Source organism: Desulfocucumis palustris (assembly GCF_002933875.1).
Lineage (GTDB): Bacteria > Bacillota > Desulfotomaculia > Desulfotomaculales > Desulfocucumaceae > Desulfocucumis > Desulfocucumis palustris.
Window position 1 is genome coordinate 21,993 of sequence record NZ_BFAV01000162.1, and the last position, 16,203, is coordinate 38,195.

Consider the following 16,203-nt stretch of genomic DNA (forward strand, 5'->3'; position numbering starts at 1 on the left):
TTACAGAGAATTTATCAGGTTTGTCATTGGCAACAGCATGGCCATGACAATGAAACCGATTACCCCTCCCATGAACAGAATCAAAGCCGGTTCAACAGCAGCCATTATATTCCTGGTTAAGTACCGGGCTTCCCCGCGGTAAAACCGGGACGCCTTAAGGAGGGCTTCGGATATTTTTCCGGTTTCCTCACCAACCCTGACCATCTGGATAAGCAACGGCGGGAAAAAACTATCAAGGGCCATTACCCTGCTTAAACCATAGCCTGCCGTTACACCCTTAATAATCCTGTCAGCGGCTCTTCCGGCCGCTATATTTCCCGGCACCCGGCCGGAGACCTGTAAAGCGCCCAGAAAGGGAACGCCTCTCTCCAGAAGCATTCCCAGCACCCAGCAGTACCTGTAAAGGGCAATGTACCTGCTCAGCCTGCCGGCCAGGGGAAATGCCAGAAACAACCTTGCCCCGGTTTCAGTAACACCAATCTTTTTATATAAAAAGTAAAGAATAATACCCGCCGGCAGTGCCGACGGCCAGAAGGTCTTAAGCAGTGCGCCGATCTTCATTATATTTATTGTTGTTGATGGCGGCGCAATGCCCAACTGCTGGTATGCAGACAAATATTTGGGACCCACGTAATCAACCATGCAGATAATCATCACCAGGGTGGCTGACAGTAAAAAAGCCGGATAAATCAAAATGGATTTGATTTTGGCGGAAAAATCATTATCCCTCCGGTAATAATCCGCGATATCATTCAGGGTCTCTTCCAGCGCCCCGGCCATCTCCCCGGCCCTGACCATATTAATCATTAATTCCGGAAACACGGGATGTCCGGCAAGGGCCCGGGAGAAGGGAGTGCCCTTTCTAAGCATGGTGAGCACCGAGACTATTGCTGAATTAAAGCTTTTTCCCGCCGTTCTTTGGGCCAGGCATTCCAGGGAATATTCCAGGCCCACGCCGGCCGCCAGCATGCTGGAAAGCTGCTTGCAAAACAGGTATAGCCGCTTCTTGTTTACTCCGAAAGTACGCATTACTGCCGGAATATTTGAGGGTATGGGAAGACTGTACAGCCAGATGATGAAAAGTCCTGTTTCCTTTAAAGACACGGCCGCATCCAATTTATTGCCGGCCCGGATTAAACCGGCGGAAAAACGGCCCGAACCCTTCCTGGCGCCATATAAGTACGCGGCCATAACAACTCACCCAAAAGAATACATTATAGCTAAAATGTAACAATATAACTGTTTTAGGAATAATGTGGAATAGTCACTCACAATGCTCTGCCTCTTGTCCGGGATAAAACCCGGACATCTTTTTTTCCACCCTATTAAGCTGAGAGTACCAGAAATTTATCACATTATTCAGGAAAAATAAATATTGCCGGCGTCAAATCCCGTTTTAAGGGTATAATATCCCGGGCGGGGGGCTTCCCGGAGCCAAGCTTAATTTTTAAGCCCGGGCCTGCGGGTTTTACAATGTCCTCCCGCCAGCTGAATTTTACCTGTTCTGGCTCAAGATAACTCATCAAAAACAAAAATTTTGTTTGACTTCACGCCCGAGATTTTGTATACTTATCATTGTAAGCGGCGGAGGCAACAGTCAAAACAAGCCGGATGACGCATACGGAGCTGTGGTGTAGTGGTTAACATGCCGGCCTGTCAAGCCGGAGACCGCGGGTTCAAGTCCCGTCAGCTCCGCCATATATGCCACGGTAGCTCAGTTGGTAGAGCAGCGGACTGAAAATCCGCGTGTCGCTGGTTCGATTCCGGCCCGTGGCACCAACTTGACAGCAAAATTAAAATAATATAATTTAAAAGCATGCGGAAGTAGCTCAGTGGTAGAGCATCGCCTTGCCAAGGCGAGGGTCGCGAGTTCGAATCTCGTCTTCCGCTCCATTTTATGCGGCGACATAGCCAAGTGGTAAGGCAGAGGACTGCAAATCCTCCATTCCCCAGTTCAAATCTGGGTGTCGCCTCCACGTAAAGCCGGGGAATAAATTTCCCTGGCTTTTTGATTTAATTCTCCCAATACTTCTGGACTTGACTGATCCACGGGCGAAGGCCAGAAATAAATATGCAAAATGTTATCTGCCGGATCATATTGTAATTGTTTTACAAAACCACGGACGGCCATTTTTTTATCATAGTTGCTGATATCTTTATCACGCAATACTTTTTCGAGAAAATTAACCTTTTTAAATACTAAGTCTTTATCAATTTTTGCCGTTTTAGGCATTTCTTCTTTTAGCTCATCTAAATCGTTTAACAAATAAGTTTTTTCTTTCTGCAGACGGTCGAGCTCGGCTGTTAACGTAGGCATTATAACAAGGTCTTTTGCATGCTTTATTGCTTCCAGTATATTTTCGATACCACGTTGTTTTTCTTCAATAGATTTTTTAATATATTTTTCAGCTTCTTCGCGTTCAGAATCATCCGTATTTGCCAGCCTCTCAGCCTCACGAACAATTTCATCAAGCATAGCCGGCGTAAAAAAACCTTTTATATGCTCCACCACTATCTTTTCTATTTCATCCTGCGCTAGATGGGCATTGTTATCGCAGCTGGCCTGGTTGTCCCTATTAGAACATATATAGTAAAGATACCCTCCTGAAGGGGAACCCTTCATAGGCCCACCACAACGAAGACATATAAACATATTTTCGCCTACAAGGTTTTTACCACTAAAAAGGTATCTACTGTTTTCCGCCCGTGGTACTCTAAAACCTGGTTTTTTTCTTCTTTCCATTTCTGGACCTTTCACCTTTACCAACTCCATGTATTCTTCATCAGAAATTATCTTTGGGTGTGCATTTTCTACACGTAACCATTCCTCTGTGTTTTTCCACTTTTGACCGGAACCAACAAGGTCTTTACCAGTCCGATTGAAATATCCGATACCATTATAGTAGCCCTCCAAAGCCTTGACGCACATTTCCCTAATTGATGAAAGGCTCCATGGTTTACCCTTTGCATTAAGCACAAGATCCCGTCGGCCATCCCACTTTGGCTCTGTAGATTGAAGGTGGTTCCGGATCGATTTTAGGGTCATATTCTTACTAAGCCAACAGGTTAGTACAACATATCGTACAATCTTAGCTTGTTCTTCCTCAACGTCCCAAAGTAATTTTATAATATCTTTACCCCTGGTATCCTTTCCTCTTGTTACATGAATATTTTTGTAGCCATAGGCAGGAGGTCCGCCGTTTCGGTAGCAATTGCCTGTTTTTAAATCACGTTCCTGAAAGTTGCGAAGCATGCCACGCATCGTAAAATAGGCTATTTCCGCCGACCGGGCTTCATCCTTGGTTTCGCTCATTCCCTCCCACCAGACGCCCATAACGGACTTGCGGTCGTACTGTGGTTCGCTGACACCGATTACTTCGACACAATGTTTCCGGAGCTCGTCCGCCCACTTAACCCGTAGCACTTTGCGCCTGGCGAATCTACTTTTTTCGTCAACTAAAAAAAGACTGACCCTTGAATCAGATTTTGCTTTTTCCAGCAAACGTAGCATTCGCGGATCTTCATCCAGACCCCTATAGGCGGAGTGATCTATATCTTCCCTTGCCACAATCATAACATTATTCTTCTCAGCCCATTGATTTATGCGACTGTTCTGCTCAATTATGGAATTTCCTCTTATAAATTGATCCTCTGTTGATGTACGAGCTGCGGCCACGGCATAAAGTTTTTTTCCTGTTTCAGTTATGTTGGTTGCTCTTAAATTAAGAAATTCATCCATAACGCTGTCACTCGCTTTTTTATAACAAATTTTAAGTTTCTTTCAACTTCAGAAGAACAGAATCATATCGTGATTCACTTTTAGCCTGTTTAATTGTCTTTACTCCTTTTTTCAGCCAATCTTCAAAAATACCCCCAATGTACGGCAAGCTTCTCTTACCGTTTAGAACAGACTTGTCCACTGCATATTTAATCATATCATGGGAAAACGTATTTATCCAATGAGCAATATACTCCATTTCGATTGGCGTCCCCTCGAATCCGGCATTAGTTAATATTTTTTTTATTCCGTGCCCATCCGAGTTATCCACAATATCCACAGGCTCCTTTTTTCCCGCGCGAATATTATCATCATCATGATGAATGGCTGAATGAATGGTAGTTTCTTTGGTTTGTTTTTTATGATCTTGTTTTTTATATATATTATATTTTATATGCCGTTCCACTGTGGGTATACCCGCAGTGGGTATTCCCGTGACAGGTATTTCCGTAGTGGGAATACCTGTGGTGGGAATACCCCGCTTTGGGGTATTCCGATATGGAAATACCTCTTTATTCAATGATTCGGCCAAATCTTCCCCCTCTTTATAAACTTCATCAACTGAAACATCGTTAGACTCTCCAGCTTCTTCTTGTTGAATATTCACATCGCCTGATTCATCTTCAGCCGTCTCTTTTTTATATTTATACGAACCCTCCCTGACTTTACGCAAAGGACCCTCATAATCCGCATAGTCATGCACCACGTACCTATTACGCCAACCCCTTGTACCGTTCTTGGGATTTATTATTCCAATATCTTTTTCAACATCCAACAAGCCAATCTGCCATAATATTCCCGACAACCTATAGAACCTCTGTTTACCGATTTTAAATTTATTACAAAAGTAATCAACAGTCCACGGCATGGCTGATTTGCCCTCTTCATTCTCACGTCTGTCCACAAACCTTTTTAGGGCACCATAGAAACCGGCAAGATCAATACTGCCAATTTCAAGCAGTCCGTCTTCAATGTGATTTTCAATTGTCAAGTATCCCTTGGTTCTGCCACGAACAATTTCACTCATTTAACAGCCTCCGCATATATGATTTTTGTAATAAAAATATGGACTCTTAAATAAAAAACCAGGATGCAGTTATTTATCTGACACCTTACATTTTCGTTACAACCAATTTATTGCCACTGTCCGCCCAATGCTCCGCAGGCATGGGGCGGTCAAAATAAAATCCCTGCACAAGCTCAACACCGGTTTTATCCGTTAATCTAAGCTGCTCCAAAGTTTCAATCCCCTCAACAATTACCCTAGCCCCCGACTGCTTTCCGAATTTAACGAGGAAACTCAAGACAAGCCCGTATTTATCCGCGCTGCCGTTGCCTGAAACAATGCCGCGGACAACCCCTTTGTCCACTTTCAAATAATCAGATTCCAAATCACATATACTGGATAAACTCCTGTCCCCTATACCGACATCATCAAGGGCCACCCTTACGCCGCCATTTTTAAGCTGCCTGAAAACATCGCGGCCACATCTAATTTTGGATGCTTCGGTTATCTCAATAACTGTTTTCTTCCGGCACCCGTCAAGCTCGAACAGTATCTCGTCAATACAACTGGACAGTACAACCGGGTGAAAATTCACAAACAAAAGCGCTCCTGAACCGATCAGCCTGGAACGGTACACGGAAAGAGCCTTTCTAAAACACGCCATCTCCAGCTCCTGCCTGCCGCCGGCTTTACGGGCAGCCTTAAAAAGCTTTTTAGGAAGCTCCAGGGGGCTGCCCTCCGGCCCCCTGACCAGGGCCTCGTAACCCACCACCACATTTTTTCTCCTGTCACGAATGGGCTGAAATAGAATTCTCAACCTCCCGGAATCTATTATTCTCATAACATCCAATCCTTTTCGCCTCCTGTTTTCCGTTCTTAATAAAAAGGCCGGCCCGCATAAACCATGCGAGCCGGCAAAATAATAAAGTTATTCCACGTGGAATAACTCAGCTGCCACCATAAAAAGTCAACGGGTTAACCGGAACACCATTCACCCTGACTTCAAAATGAAGGTGAGGTCCGGTGGACTTCCCGGAACTGCCGATCCTGCCAATCTCCTGGCCCATCTCCACCACCTGCCCTTTTATGACACTATATGCTGAAAGGTGCCCGTACAAAGTGTGGATGCCATCGCCATGATCCAATTCAACCAGGTTGCCGTAACCGCTGGACCAACTGCAGTGAACCACAACCCCCTTACGGGCCGCCACCGCCCTGGTTCCTATAACGTCGGGGATGTCTATTCCATCATGCTTGCCGACATCCCCTGTAAAAGGATCTATCCTCGGGCCAAAGCCGGAAGATATAGAATAATTCCCGGGCACCGGCCATGCCCAGGGTCCGGTTTGCGGAACCCATCCCGGGGGCACTCCGGAAATATTCAATAGAAAGCTGAGATCCGCAGCTAAGAACTGCATTACCCTTTCCTTTTCTTCCTGGCTAAACCCCAGCTCGTCCATAACCTCGTCAATGGTTTTCAGCCTGTAAACCGGATACGTGCTGCAGGTTCTTTTCTCTCCAGTACCCTGGCAGTGGGTGCATTCGCCAATCTTTTCAACAAATCTTCTGGCCAGTTGATAAGCCCTGTCCTCATTTGCATTGCTGAAATCCTGGTTTAGCAAAACAGCATCTATTGCAATTACCTGCTGCCAGTTTACAATAACCCCCTTATCACAGGGAGAACTGGTGCTGTTGCTGACCCTTTTGGCAGCGTTAAAATACAGCATTGCTTGCTCCTGGCTAACCATGGGCACCCTCTCGTGTACAACTACCGGACCGGAAAACAATACGCAAATGAGAAATACAGGCAGTAGAATGCCCGCCAACAAAATATGTATTGCTTTATCCTTGGGCACCAGGGCCAGCAGCAGCTTTAGCGCAAGATGCATTTACATCCCCCCGCCGCTGCCAAACAAAGCAATCTCATGCGCCGAAGCCTCAATATTCATCCGGATGCGCTGGTTTCCCGCCACCAGCAGGCCTTCCCCCCTTTCGGCGGAAATAAGAAGGTCCTGCTCGGCCTCGCTAAGCCGCAAAAGACTGCTCAACGCCTCAAGGTCATCTTCACCCTGCCCCAGGAAAAGCTTATAAGTTGGATTGTTTAGCAGGGCTCCCCCGTGCCTTTTCACTTCAGGATCAAGGAAATCACTCACGTTCTGGGTTATCACGCCTAAACTGCCGGAGTATTTCCTGATCCTTTTATTCGTGTTCCGTAAAAACTCCAATGTCTGTGGCGTTTGAGGGTCCACCAGAAGGTAAGCCTCATCCACGCCGAAAAAGACCTTCTCCATTCTGTCCGTCTCAATGATATGCCAGGCATAACTCAGCACATTGAAATATTGCGCCTTTTTCACGGAATTATCGGCATTCATGAGATTAAAAATATCCAGGACTATCACATCCGAATCCACCCGGGCCGTGGTAGGCCCGGCCCATAAGGCAGCGTCGGAACCAACGCCGGCCCTTTTCAACAATATTGCAAGTCTTCTCCAGAGCTCAGGATCGCTCTCCGCCTTTTCCGCCACAAGCTCATACAGGTCTCTGGTATTCGGCCACTTTTCCGCCGGTATGCCACGAATGGCTTCAAACTCGGTATCCCAGGTGACCCCGCAAAAGCCGGCATACAGCTCCACCAGCGCGTCTTCCAACAAAGCCTTTTCCACATCGCTCAAATCTCTTAGGTACAGACTGAAAAAAGTCCTCAAGAATTGTATATGCAAAAACAGCGGCCCAAGGGCTCTTTTGTCCCCATCCTTACCGGCCTCATCCTCATCTACCGGATAGAGCCTTACCTGCAGCGGATTAATCCTCCCGCTACCGCCGGCGCAATTAATCCAACTTCCGCCCAATCCCATACACAAGTCCCGGTACTCGCGCTCGGGATCGATCATAATGATCTTGGACCCTTGGAGGTATTCCCGGTAAAGGATCAGCTTGACGGTAAACGACTTGCCCACCCCTGGCTTGCCCAGGACCAGCAAACTGGAGTTGGGTCTGTCCCCTCCCCTTCTCCAAATATCCAGCAGCACAATGCCGCCGTATTTATCACGCCCGAGGAGAATTCCGAAGCCGTCCTTTATTCCCCCTGCGGCGAAAGGAAAAGACGCAGCCACCGTTTCCGACACCATGTTCCGCCGTCCGGCCCTGCTGACCTTCTCCGGCAGAACCGCCCAGGGACCGGCAGCCAATAGCCCTTCCTCCTGGCGGAAAATAAGCGCCCTTCCCCTCATCCCCGGGGCGGCCAGGGCGCTTTCAAGACGCTTGGAACGCCTGTTTAAAGTATCCTCGTCACTGGCCAGAACAAGAAAAATCACAGTAACATAAAATACGTTTTGATTCTCCTGGTCTATCTTTTTTAGCATCGTTTCCGCATCTTTCAACGACTTTTGAGCACGCATTTTATATAGGGCTTTGCCCGTTGTTTCAAGCTTGCCGGCCAGTTCCCCGATGGAATTGTTTATACTGTTAATCAATTGATAAGGATCTGTCGGCGTAACGTGAATACTTGAAAAAACCCCCGGCAGCGTCACCACCCGGGAAAGCCAGGCGGGCTCAACATTGGGCGGATAGCCCGTAACCACCAGAACCCGGCAAAGCATGTCCCCCATGGTAAGCTGCCTCTGCCTAAAATCAAAAGCCATTGGGGCCAGCACATTCAAGAGACCGGAACCGGAACTCAGTCCTGATGCCGGCCTCTTTAAAGAAGAATCCCGCTTATCTCTTTTCAGAAAAGGCACTATCATATAACCTGTCAGCCTCCTTTATTTATCACAAAATTCCTGTCCCCCGGCTATTCCACGCCCCAGTTAACAGCTGGCGGCAACTCCGGCTCGGAAGAAGAAGGGGCGCGCTCAAATGCGGCCTGGGCGGGGTGCATAAAAGAAAACATTAGATCAATGATCTCACGGTCCTGGCACAAAGTAACCTTCAAACCGGAAGTCTTGAGCCCTGCGGCCATCTCATAGCTTCTCTTTAGAAGTTCATCCCTGGCCTGGGGGTCCGGCTCCTGGGACAGCAGCACATAATACCTGTGCTCCAGCGCCTCGCCCCCCGTCACAATCCCCGCCACATGCCGGATGTACTCCCGCAAATGCCTTTTCCTTTTGGCATCGGCTTTTCCAACCATTACCTCAAGCTCTTGAAGATAACCATCCAAGTCAACAGGCCGCCCGATGCTGAGAATTTGAAAAGCCTCCCGCTGCCCGTTGAAAACCTCATGCACAGCCTTGATGATCCTTTTCTTTTCCCTATCGCTTTTCAAGTCTATATTCAACGGCTCCACCTTCAGGACCGCCACAAGCCAGCCGTCACGCCTTACAATCAGGCCGCCGCCAATATCCTCTATGGGAAGCCAGTCCCGGGTGGAAGGCTCACGGGAGGATATATCCTCCCGCGCCGGCAAATCACCCTTTTTCTTTTTACCTCTGCCTTTAATCCTGAGTAACATATTCAATCCTCCCTGTACTCATATAAATACCTTTTCCGCGACCGAAGCCAATCCCTATAATTCTTGAGCAGCTGGTACAGACTGCTCCCGTCCGGCGTCGGTTTAAACAGAAAGAAAGCCGCAGCCGGCGGAAGTAACAGCAGGATGTATTTCCCCGGGCTGTTTGTAAACCATCCCAGTACATATACCAAAAGAGCACCCAAAAGAAAAGCGGCGGCAACCGCCCCCACCTCGAACCAGCCAAACCCCGGAAAGAATTGAAATTTGGTCTCCACATTCTGCGGGATTAAATAAGATTTCATATTAGAATCCATTGAGTCATTCATATCGCTCAACTTCAAACCCCCCTTGTAAATATTCTACGCATAATCAGCAGATAGCCGGCCTGCTGGGCGGTTCCTGCCGCCGCGCCGCCTATACCGGTGGAATAGGCAAACTGTCTTAACACCGCCGGCGTCCTGTAGGCCACCCACAGCCATCCAAGGAAAAAAAACATCTGCATGACGGTCCCAACAGACACCAGGGTCAGCGAGCTCAACGCACCTTTAACCAAGAATATCTGAATCACCTGGCTCATGCTCAGCACCACCAACTCCCTCCACCAAGCGGCGAAAGTCCCCTGGTCCGGGCTTGTAAGGCCCACGGCCATAACCGAACCGGTGATGGACAGCACCGCCAGCTCCACTGCCCTGACGCCGGTCTGAATCAGTATCAATATCCAAAGCACAAGGCCGGCTATGGCCACCAGGGTAATGATCACCCCCGGGTTGGTCAGGGCGACAAAGGGGGACAGCTGGCTGGAGTCAATGGCCTGGGAACCCGCAATCTCCGTCGCCAGGTCCGTGCAGGCGGAATATACCTGTCTGGCTATCCAAGGAGCGCCCCCAACCACAGCCGCCGCCATGGATACCCTAAACAATAGCCCACCTGGATCTGTGGGCTCTCCGTTGGCGCGAAGAATGTATGTGTAAAGAGTATCGTAAAGGATTTTTAATGTGAGTAAGGACCCGCCGATTACCTGGGCGTCAACTATGACATTCCTGACATAAGTGGAATCCAGAATTTGCAGCGCAGCCGCCATGGAATTCAGCATCCCGCCAGTAAGGCTTGTCACCAGATTGTTGTAAAGTTTGGCCAGAACATTCACAAAGCCTTCCCATATAAGGTTTGCAAGTACCCCCAAGAAGCAATCCCCCTTTCAAGATACGGAAAAAACCATCAGCTGAAGTATGCAAGAATGGTCTTTACCAAGCCGACCGCCCCCGTGCCGATGGCGCCGGCCTTCAGCACGTTGACCATGGCCCTGTTATGGCTTGCAACCTCGGCCTGGTCACCTTCCGAGGTCTGCTTCATTAACGCGTGGTAGCCTATCATTGTTGCTGCGGTACCGGGCACCAGGCCTAGCAGCCAGGTTGTGGCGTCATTAACCAGATTTAAAAACCCCGTGATTATAGCTGGTGGTGCTGCATGGGCTGCGGAAGTATATGAAACTATTAGAACAGCGCTCAATAGAATCCTAGCACCTTTGCCTGCAACGCGAATTACCTTATTCTTCATTCAAACTCCTCCTTTGTATGCTTTAATGAACATTATCAATGGCATCCCTGGCCGGCCCTTTCTTAGAAGACCTCTTTACAGTTCCATCAACAGAAGACTTCTTTTTAACCGGGCTTGAAAACTGGGGCACCCAGAACTGCGGTGTCTCGAAACTCACCCCCTCAGCGTAATTTTCAGTATCTTTAATCACCAGGTCAGCTGCCGCCGGCCATTCGGAAAGATCCGGCAGCGGAAGCTGAGCAGGATACTGGCCTGCTTTAAACAGCAGGGATCTTCCTTTGGGCCACCTGCCTATTTCATCCGGCGTTAGCAGCGCCCGGCCCGTAAGGCTCTCAGAAACACCATGGGAATATTCAAATGACTTGGACCTTGATTGGCTGGAATAACTGTCCGTCCGGACAGTATATTGGCCGCTTTTGGCACTAAGCAACCTTTGCGTATCCTGATCGGAAGTGGACAGATAAATCCAGGTGGCACAGTTTCCGGATATGGTATTGGCCTGAAGTCCGTAATGTTTTTTAAGCTGGTCCAACCCCTGGAGTGCAAGAAGGAACTTCATGTTACGGCCAGCGGCGGTCGTAATCTTTATATCAAAGTCGGGGAATTGAGGCAGGTTCCCGCATTCGTCCAGCAGAAAATAAACTTTCCGGGGCAGCACTCCCCCGTGCCGGTTGCCCAGCTCCACCAACGCCTGGTATGCCTGGGTAATGTAAATAGTGGCAAGAGTGTGAAAAGCGCTGTCCTCATCGGGTATCACCAGGAAGACGGCAGTCTTTTCGTTTCCCGGTCCGGCCAGGTCATGATCCTGTTCCGAAGTCAGCCAGCACACCCCGGGATCGGTCCAAAGAGCCAACTGCGCCGCCGCCCCGGTATAAATGCCGCTTTTCAGCCGCCCTTCGGCCATGGCCGCCACTCCGTAGTCAAGACGTGCCTGATGACCAAGCGGCAATCGGTTAAAATACTCATCCAGCAACTCACCTCCATCAATACCCAACGTGGTCAGCATACGGTAAGCACTTCCCATATGCCGGGCCTCATCAGGCGCTTCCATGGCCACCGCCATGATCAAGGCGGTGGTTAGGCTTCTTTGCGAGTTGGGCCAGATCGGATCACCCCTGTAAAGCCCGGGCGGCATATCCTTGCAAGTCATTATGTGGGCAATTGACTGGGCCGCCCGTGAGGCCCTGGAATAATCGCCATTCTTCAAAGCAGCCAGGACAGGATCGTAAAGATTCCACCTGTTCAAACTCCTGGCCGGGTCGCGGAGATCCAGCACCACGACCCTATAGCCCATCTTTCTTAAAAAGGCCGCACTGTGTGCATTCAATTCCCCCTTAATATCGGTTGCAATAAAACTTTCCCCGGCATGCGCCAAAATCCATATGGAAGGCATAATCACCCTGCGCGATTTCCCGGACCTGGTGCCGCCAATTAAAAGGATGTGGGTATCTTCCACGTCCAGCCAAGTATCAAAACGCATTCCCCGACGTTGGGCACCAACGACGATCCCACCAGGAACCTTTACCATCAACTTTTCCCCCTTGACTTTATCCCTTTAAATGAGAAGCTAACCATTTTAAAGTTTGATTTTATTTCCTTCTCCGTCTGCCATCGCGACGTGCCAAACTGCCCATCCCCAGCTGCCGGCGGCCCGCCCGGGCCGTCACCTTTTTTTCCGCTTCTTCGCCTCCCTTTTTGAAAAATGTTGACAACAGCCGCACCCATTATAAGCTGCGCCCAGCACCAGGCAGTCCTGACCTTTTCGTCAGCAACCAGAATCATCGGCCCTTCCCAGGGCCTCCCGAGAAACTCCTGTTTCCACTGAACAGCACCTGCCTTAAACCCGTATGCCTTCCAATGGTTGGGCATATGAAGGACAGGCGGCAATAGGAACAAATCCAGCAGAACCAGGGTCAACACAAGGTACAAACGGAATTTCATTTGCGTATACACCTCCTCAAAAAACAAAAGAGCCTTGCGGCTCTCGGTTTAAAGGTATTTTCAGTATCTCTGTAACTTTAATTTTTTTATTGTTGAAAAATAATGAAATTTCTCTCTTTAAAAAAAGGAATAAATAAACTTCCTGTTGTAATTATTTGCAATATAGTACATTATGATATTTTCAATATCCCACCAACTTAATTTTAATTAATTTTAATCCATAATTTTATAAAAAATTAACAATTTTATTGTTAGTAAGCATATTCAGGTAGGAGATTTTTTTAGCAAAGTGCCCTTAAATTATAACACATTTTGCCTTTAAGAGTTTTAAAGGAGGATAAGTAATGGCTAAGTTAAAAGTAGCAGTAGCTCAAATTGACTTTAAACCAACATTTCTCTACAATCAAATAGACATGTTAATTGAACCACATGGTGACGATAGCACATCAATATCTGAATTCATTTATCCTGGAAGTAGGAGACTAAGAAAAAGTTTGAAAGATAATTACATAAGTTGGATTAAACTAAAAATACTTACATTAATTAAAAAAGCAATAAGTTTAAGGATTAATGTTTTAGTATTTCCTGAATACGCTATTCCTGTGTCCATACTTAATGATATGGTTGAAGCAATACAAGACACTAATATAATTATTGTAGCGGGCACTCACATGATAACAAATGCAGACTGCAAATTGCCAAAAAATTATCCAGACATAAAAAGCATTCTTGGCTGTGCAATGTGCCCAGTCTTATCTTCTATAGGTGTATTGGGGTACACATTAAAAAACCAAAAAGCTGCACCTGAAATTAGTAGCCTTCGCGTACCTAAAAATCCAACGGAAGATAAGTTTAATATGGGAAATTATACAATGCAAATTAAAATATGCATTGATGCAATTAGTGGAAGCAAAATATTATCGTTTAATAAAGACAATAAAGGCATTCTAGTAATACCGTCTTGGTCAAGAAATACCGAACCATTCCAAGCATTGGCAACAATTTCCAAATTTAATGAAACACCTGTTATTTATGCAAATTGTGCTAGTATAGGTGGCTCTTTGATTTCAGGTGCGTTCTCAAAATACAGCAAACATTGGTTTGCAGATGATAATAGAACAGCACCAGTTCCAAGAAATATTGAATGCCTAGTTACTGCTACAATAGACTTAGACCGAATGCATAGTGCTATTGGAACAGTAAATACTGTTGAAGCAATTTCTATTAATGAAGTTGTTAATATTTTTTATGGTCAAGAAAAATCGCATTTATTAACCATGCAGTCGATTGATAATTATTTAATCAATTACGATTCTAACACAATAGATGACACAATCAATCAGTGTAGAGATGCAATATTAGCTAAAAAAATTCGTTATTTGCAAATAGTAGCCGAAAATGGGTTGTTTGAAAAATCTGTAGCTGAGAATACTCTTGAATACATCAAAATAAACAACATCCCTTTCCAGCAATTAAAATATGAACAAAGCAAACTAGCTTTAAATACCATTGCAGCAAATATGCATCAAGCTTCTTCGGAAGATAAGCTCTATTATAACCTATCGAAGCTTGCCGAACATCTTTCTTCCTTTGAAAAAAATACTAAACAGCAGATTAATATTTTAGATGATGATAATCTTTTTTCTGGACGTGACAATGAACTTTCATGTCTTAGCCAGTTTTTTAATAGCAACGACAACGTTTTTCTTTTACAAGGGTTGCGTGGCATAGGCAAAACAAAGCTGGTTAAAAAGATTAGCACAAAGGTTTTACCTTCTCCACCTCCTTGGGAGATAAGATATATAGAGTTAGAAAAAGGTATTGGCTATGAGTTACTTTTTGATCAGATATCTTACGTTCTAAACCTCCCATATATTGAGCAAAAAGGCGTACCGATAGAAAACGTAGCAGGTAAAATATTTGAGATTATTGAGCTTGGCCCTCCCATTTCCTTAATTGTTGATAATATCAACAACTTAACTGAAACAAATGGTGTCTTTTCCGATACGAAGATCAAGAATTTCTTTCTTCACTTCCTAGAGCATGCAAAAAATTCAACCAAGTTAAAATTAATATTAACAAGCAACCGAAAGATCTTAGACATTGAAAAAATCGGAATTCAGCCAACAGCAATATCACGCCTAATCGACCAAGATGTGCGATTTATTATAAGTTATTGCTATCGTAAAATCACAAACTCTACAAAACCCATTGAAATAGGTGACAACATTATTGATATCGTTTATGGAAATCCTCTTGCAGCTATTCTTGTTGCACAACTCATAGACGAGAATAAATTGCAGGACTTTGAGTTAAAAGGAGCTCTACTCCTGAGATTTCAAGAGCGTATGATTAAAAATCTACTAGGAGAAGTCAATCTTTCTGACGACGAAACCATGCTAATGAATTTACTATCCACAACAAAAACACCAATTGAAATAAATTTTATCAAAAAATACTACGCATATTTACTACCTGCAGCAGACAGTCTCGCTAACCGCTTCTTAGTAGAAAAAGGCGATTTACGCATTAAAGTGCATCCATTATTCAAAGAATACTACTATGATTTACTTGAGGTAAAGGAACGAGCAAATTACCACAAGTCATTAGCCACTTATTACGAGGAACTTTATAGTAATCAGCAAGCAGAAAAGACACAAACTAACCCACTTATTTTATCTAACCTGATCTATCATTGCGCTGGAAGTTTGCAAATAGATAAAGTTATGCAATTTAAATACCGATACATTGAGGAACTAAAGCCTATTGCAGATCGTTTGTATAAAGACAAAAATTATGAAGAGGCTGTTCGCTATTATCATATGATTTACGATGCTGTTGGCGAGCAAAGAACAGATATTTTTATTCGAATGGCTAAATCTTACGTTTATTGCAGTGATATTATAAATGCTGAAAAATATTTTAAGTTAGCCACAAAATTCAATCCGCGAGGCGCATATTTATGGGCTAGTTATGCAATTGCATTGTCAAGTAAAAAAATCTATATTCCTTTAGCAAATGAGCACGCAAATGAAGCTGAGAATATTTATGATCAATATGGAAACAGCTTTAAATGGGAACTTGCGGAAATAAAATTTGCTCAGGCTCGAGCATGTCGCTATGAAAATCCCGATAAGGCACTTCGATTATATGATGAAGCTTGTGATCTTGAGCAAACAAATTGTTATTACCTATGCATGTACGCCCTTTACTTATTTGATAATGGATACAAGCAAAAAGCTATTGAAAAACTTGACAAAGCAAGGAATATTGACCCTGACTACGACTTTCTAAAACGATTAAATGATAAATTTTATGAGCAGACTGAATGTCCTTTAGAAGAAGATTATTTAGAAATTAACGATGCAGATCCAGATGAAGCTACTGAGGAGCCAATATTTTTAACTAAAGATTAATTAAAGGTATGGATTCTTGACACGTTTTTGATTTCTCAATATTTTACAATAAGAGCTC

13 protein-coding genes and 4 tRNA genes are annotated in these 16,203 nt (G+C 45.3%); 5 read left to right on the plus strand and 12 right to left on the minus strand.

Going from position 1 to position 16,203, the window contains the following annotated elements:
• Positions 1 to 1,191, minus strand: coding sequence for a type II secretion system F family protein (locus DCCM_RS16410; RefSeq protein WP_104373475.1), 1,191 nt, complete (start codon positions 1,189 to 1,191; stop codon positions 1 to 3).
• 431 nt (positions 1,192 to 1,622) lie between these two features.
• Here DCCM_RS16410 and DCCM_RS16415 point away from each other — a divergent pair.
• From DCCM_RS16415 to DCCM_RS16430, 4 genes are all read left to right on the plus strand, one after another.
• Positions 1,623 to 1,698 (plus strand) — tRNA-Asp (locus DCCM_RS16415).
• Positions 1,699 to 1,703: 5 nt separating this feature from the next.
• Positions 1,704 to 1,779, plus strand: a tRNA-Phe gene (locus DCCM_RS16420).
• 39 nt (positions 1,780 to 1,818) lie between these two features.
• A tRNA-Gly gene (locus tag DCCM_RS16425) sits at positions 1,819 to 1,893 on the plus strand.
• A gap of 8 nt (positions 1,894 to 1,901) precedes the next feature.
• Positions 1,902 to 1,976, plus strand: a tRNA-Cys gene (locus DCCM_RS16430).
• On the opposite strand, the gene DCCM_RS16435 is transcribed toward DCCM_RS16430, so the two are convergent.
• From DCCM_RS16435 to DCCM_RS16485, 11 genes are all read right to left on the minus strand, one after another.
• Positions 1,955 to 3,739, minus strand: coding sequence for a recombinase zinc beta ribbon domain-containing protein (locus tag DCCM_RS16435; protein ID WP_104373476.1), 1,785 nt, complete (start codon positions 3,737 to 3,739; stop codon positions 1,955 to 1,957). The genes DCCM_RS16430 and DCCM_RS16435 overlap by 22 nt on opposite strands.
• A 31-nt stretch (positions 3,740 to 3,770) precedes the next feature.
• The gene (locus DCCM_RS16440) at positions 3,771 to 4,805 is read right to left on the minus strand and encodes a DnaD domain-containing protein (RefSeq protein ID WP_104373477.1); all 1,035 of its coding nucleotides are present in this window, start codon (positions 4,803 to 4,805) and stop codon (positions 3,771 to 3,773) included.
• A gap of 85 nt (positions 4,806 to 4,890) precedes the next feature.
• Entirely contained in the window at positions 4,891 to 5,625 is a 735-nt protein-coding gene (locus DCCM_RS16445) for an EAL domain-containing protein (protein ID WP_231702827.1), read from the minus strand.
• Positions 5,626 to 5,731: 106 nt separating this feature from the next.
• The gene (locus DCCM_RS16450; protein ID WP_104373479.1) at positions 5,732 to 6,673 is read right to left on the minus strand and encodes a M23 family metallopeptidase; all 942 of its coding nucleotides are present in this window, start codon (positions 6,671 to 6,673) and stop codon (positions 5,732 to 5,734) included.
• Positions 6,674 to 8,527: a VirB4 family type IV secretion system protein gene (locus tag DCCM_RS16455; RefSeq protein ID WP_104373480.1), complete on the minus strand. Its 1,854-nt coding sequence runs from the start codon at positions 8,525 to 8,527 to the stop codon at positions 6,674 to 6,676.
• 47 nt (positions 8,528 to 8,574) lie between these two features.
• Positions 8,575 to 9,231, minus strand: a complete 657-nt coding sequence (locus DCCM_RS16460) for a TraC-like domain-containing protein (protein ID WP_207655620.1) — start codon at positions 9,229 to 9,231, stop codon at positions 8,575 to 8,577.
• A 2-nt stretch (positions 9,232 to 9,233) separates the two neighbouring features.
• The gene (locus DCCM_RS16465) at positions 9,234 to 9,557 is read right to left on the minus strand and encodes a PrgI family mobile element protein (RefSeq protein WP_231702828.1); all 324 of its coding nucleotides are present in this window, start codon (positions 9,555 to 9,557) and stop codon (positions 9,234 to 9,236) included.
• Positions 9,558 to 9,568: 11 nt separating this feature from the next.
• Positions 9,569 to 10,414 (minus strand): conjugal transfer protein TrbL family protein, encoded by an 846-nt coding sequence (locus DCCM_RS16470; protein WP_104373482.1) that lies wholly within the window; start codon positions 10,412 to 10,414, stop codon positions 9,569 to 9,571.
• A 35-nt stretch (positions 10,415 to 10,449) separates the two neighbouring features.
• Entirely contained in the window at positions 10,450 to 10,788 is a 339-nt protein-coding gene (locus tag DCCM_RS16475; RefSeq protein ID WP_207655621.1) for a hypothetical protein, read from the minus strand.
• Between the two features lie 22 nt (positions 10,789 to 10,810).
• Entirely contained in the window at positions 10,811 to 12,316 is a 1,506-nt protein-coding gene (locus DCCM_RS16480; protein ID WP_104373483.1) for a VirD4-like conjugal transfer protein, CD1115 family, read from the minus strand.
• A complete protein-coding gene (locus DCCM_RS16485; RefSeq protein ID WP_104373484.1) occupies positions 12,316 to 12,729 on the minus strand; it encodes a hypothetical protein in 414 nt (137 codons plus the stop codon). The genes DCCM_RS16480 and DCCM_RS16485 overlap by 1 nt, the downstream gene beginning before the upstream one ends.
• A gap of 344 nt (positions 12,730 to 13,073) precedes the next feature.
• Between DCCM_RS16485 and DCCM_RS16490 the strand changes: the two genes are divergently transcribed.
• Entirely contained in the window at positions 13,074 to 16,145 is a 3,072-nt protein-coding gene (locus tag DCCM_RS16490; RefSeq protein WP_104373485.1) for a tetratricopeptide repeat protein, read from the plus strand.
• The last annotated feature ends 58 nt before the right edge of the window (positions 16,146 to 16,203 follow it).

Excerpts from the sequence above, each read along its gene's own strand:
- DCCM_RS16435 (WP_104373476.1), bottom strand. The coding sequence starts at position 3,739 with ATGGATGAATTTCTTAATTTAAGAGCAACCAACATAACTGAAACAGGA.
- DCCM_RS16480 (WP_104373483.1), bottom strand. The coding sequence starts at position 12,316 with ATGGTAAAGGTTCCTGGTGGGATCGTCGTTGGTGCCCAACGTCGGGGA.
- DCCM_RS16485 (WP_104373484.1), bottom strand. The coding sequence starts at position 12,729 with ATGAAATTCCGTTTGTACCTTGTGTTGACCCTGGTTCTGCTGGATTTG.
- DCCM_RS16490 (WP_104373485.1), top strand. The coding sequence starts at position 13,074 with ATGGCTAAGTTAAAAGTAGCAGTAGCTCAAATTGACTTTAAACCAACA.
- DCCM_RS16450 (WP_104373479.1), bottom strand. The coding sequence starts at position 6,673 with ATGCATCTTGCGCTAAAGCTGCTGCTGGCCCTGGTGCCCAAGGATAAA.
- DCCM_RS16475 (WP_207655621.1), bottom strand. The coding sequence starts at position 10,788 with ATGAAGAATAAGGTAATTCGCGTTGCAGGCAAAGGTGCTAGGATTCTA.
- DCCM_RS16465 (WP_231702828.1), bottom strand. The coding sequence starts at position 9,557 with ATGAATGACTCAATGGATTCTAATATGAAATCTTATTTAATCCCGCAG.
- DCCM_RS16440 (WP_104373477.1), bottom strand. The coding sequence starts at position 4,805 with ATGAGTGAAATTGTTCGTGGCAGAACCAAGGGATACTTGACAATTGAA.
- DCCM_RS16460 (WP_207655620.1), bottom strand. The coding sequence starts at position 9,231 with ATGTTACTCAGGATTAAAGGCAGAGGTAAAAAGAAAAAGGGTGATTTG.
- DCCM_RS16410 (WP_104373475.1), bottom strand. The coding sequence starts at position 1,191 with ATGGCCGCGTACTTATATGGCGCCAGGAAGGGTTCGGGCCGTTTTTCC.
- DCCM_RS16445 (WP_231702827.1), bottom strand. The coding sequence starts at position 5,625 with ATGAGAATAATAGATTCCGGGAGGTTGAGAATTCTATTTCAGCCCATT.
- DCCM_RS16455 (WP_104373480.1), bottom strand. The coding sequence starts at position 8,527 with ATGATAGTGCCTTTTCTGAAAAGAGATAAGCGGGATTCTTCTTTAAAG.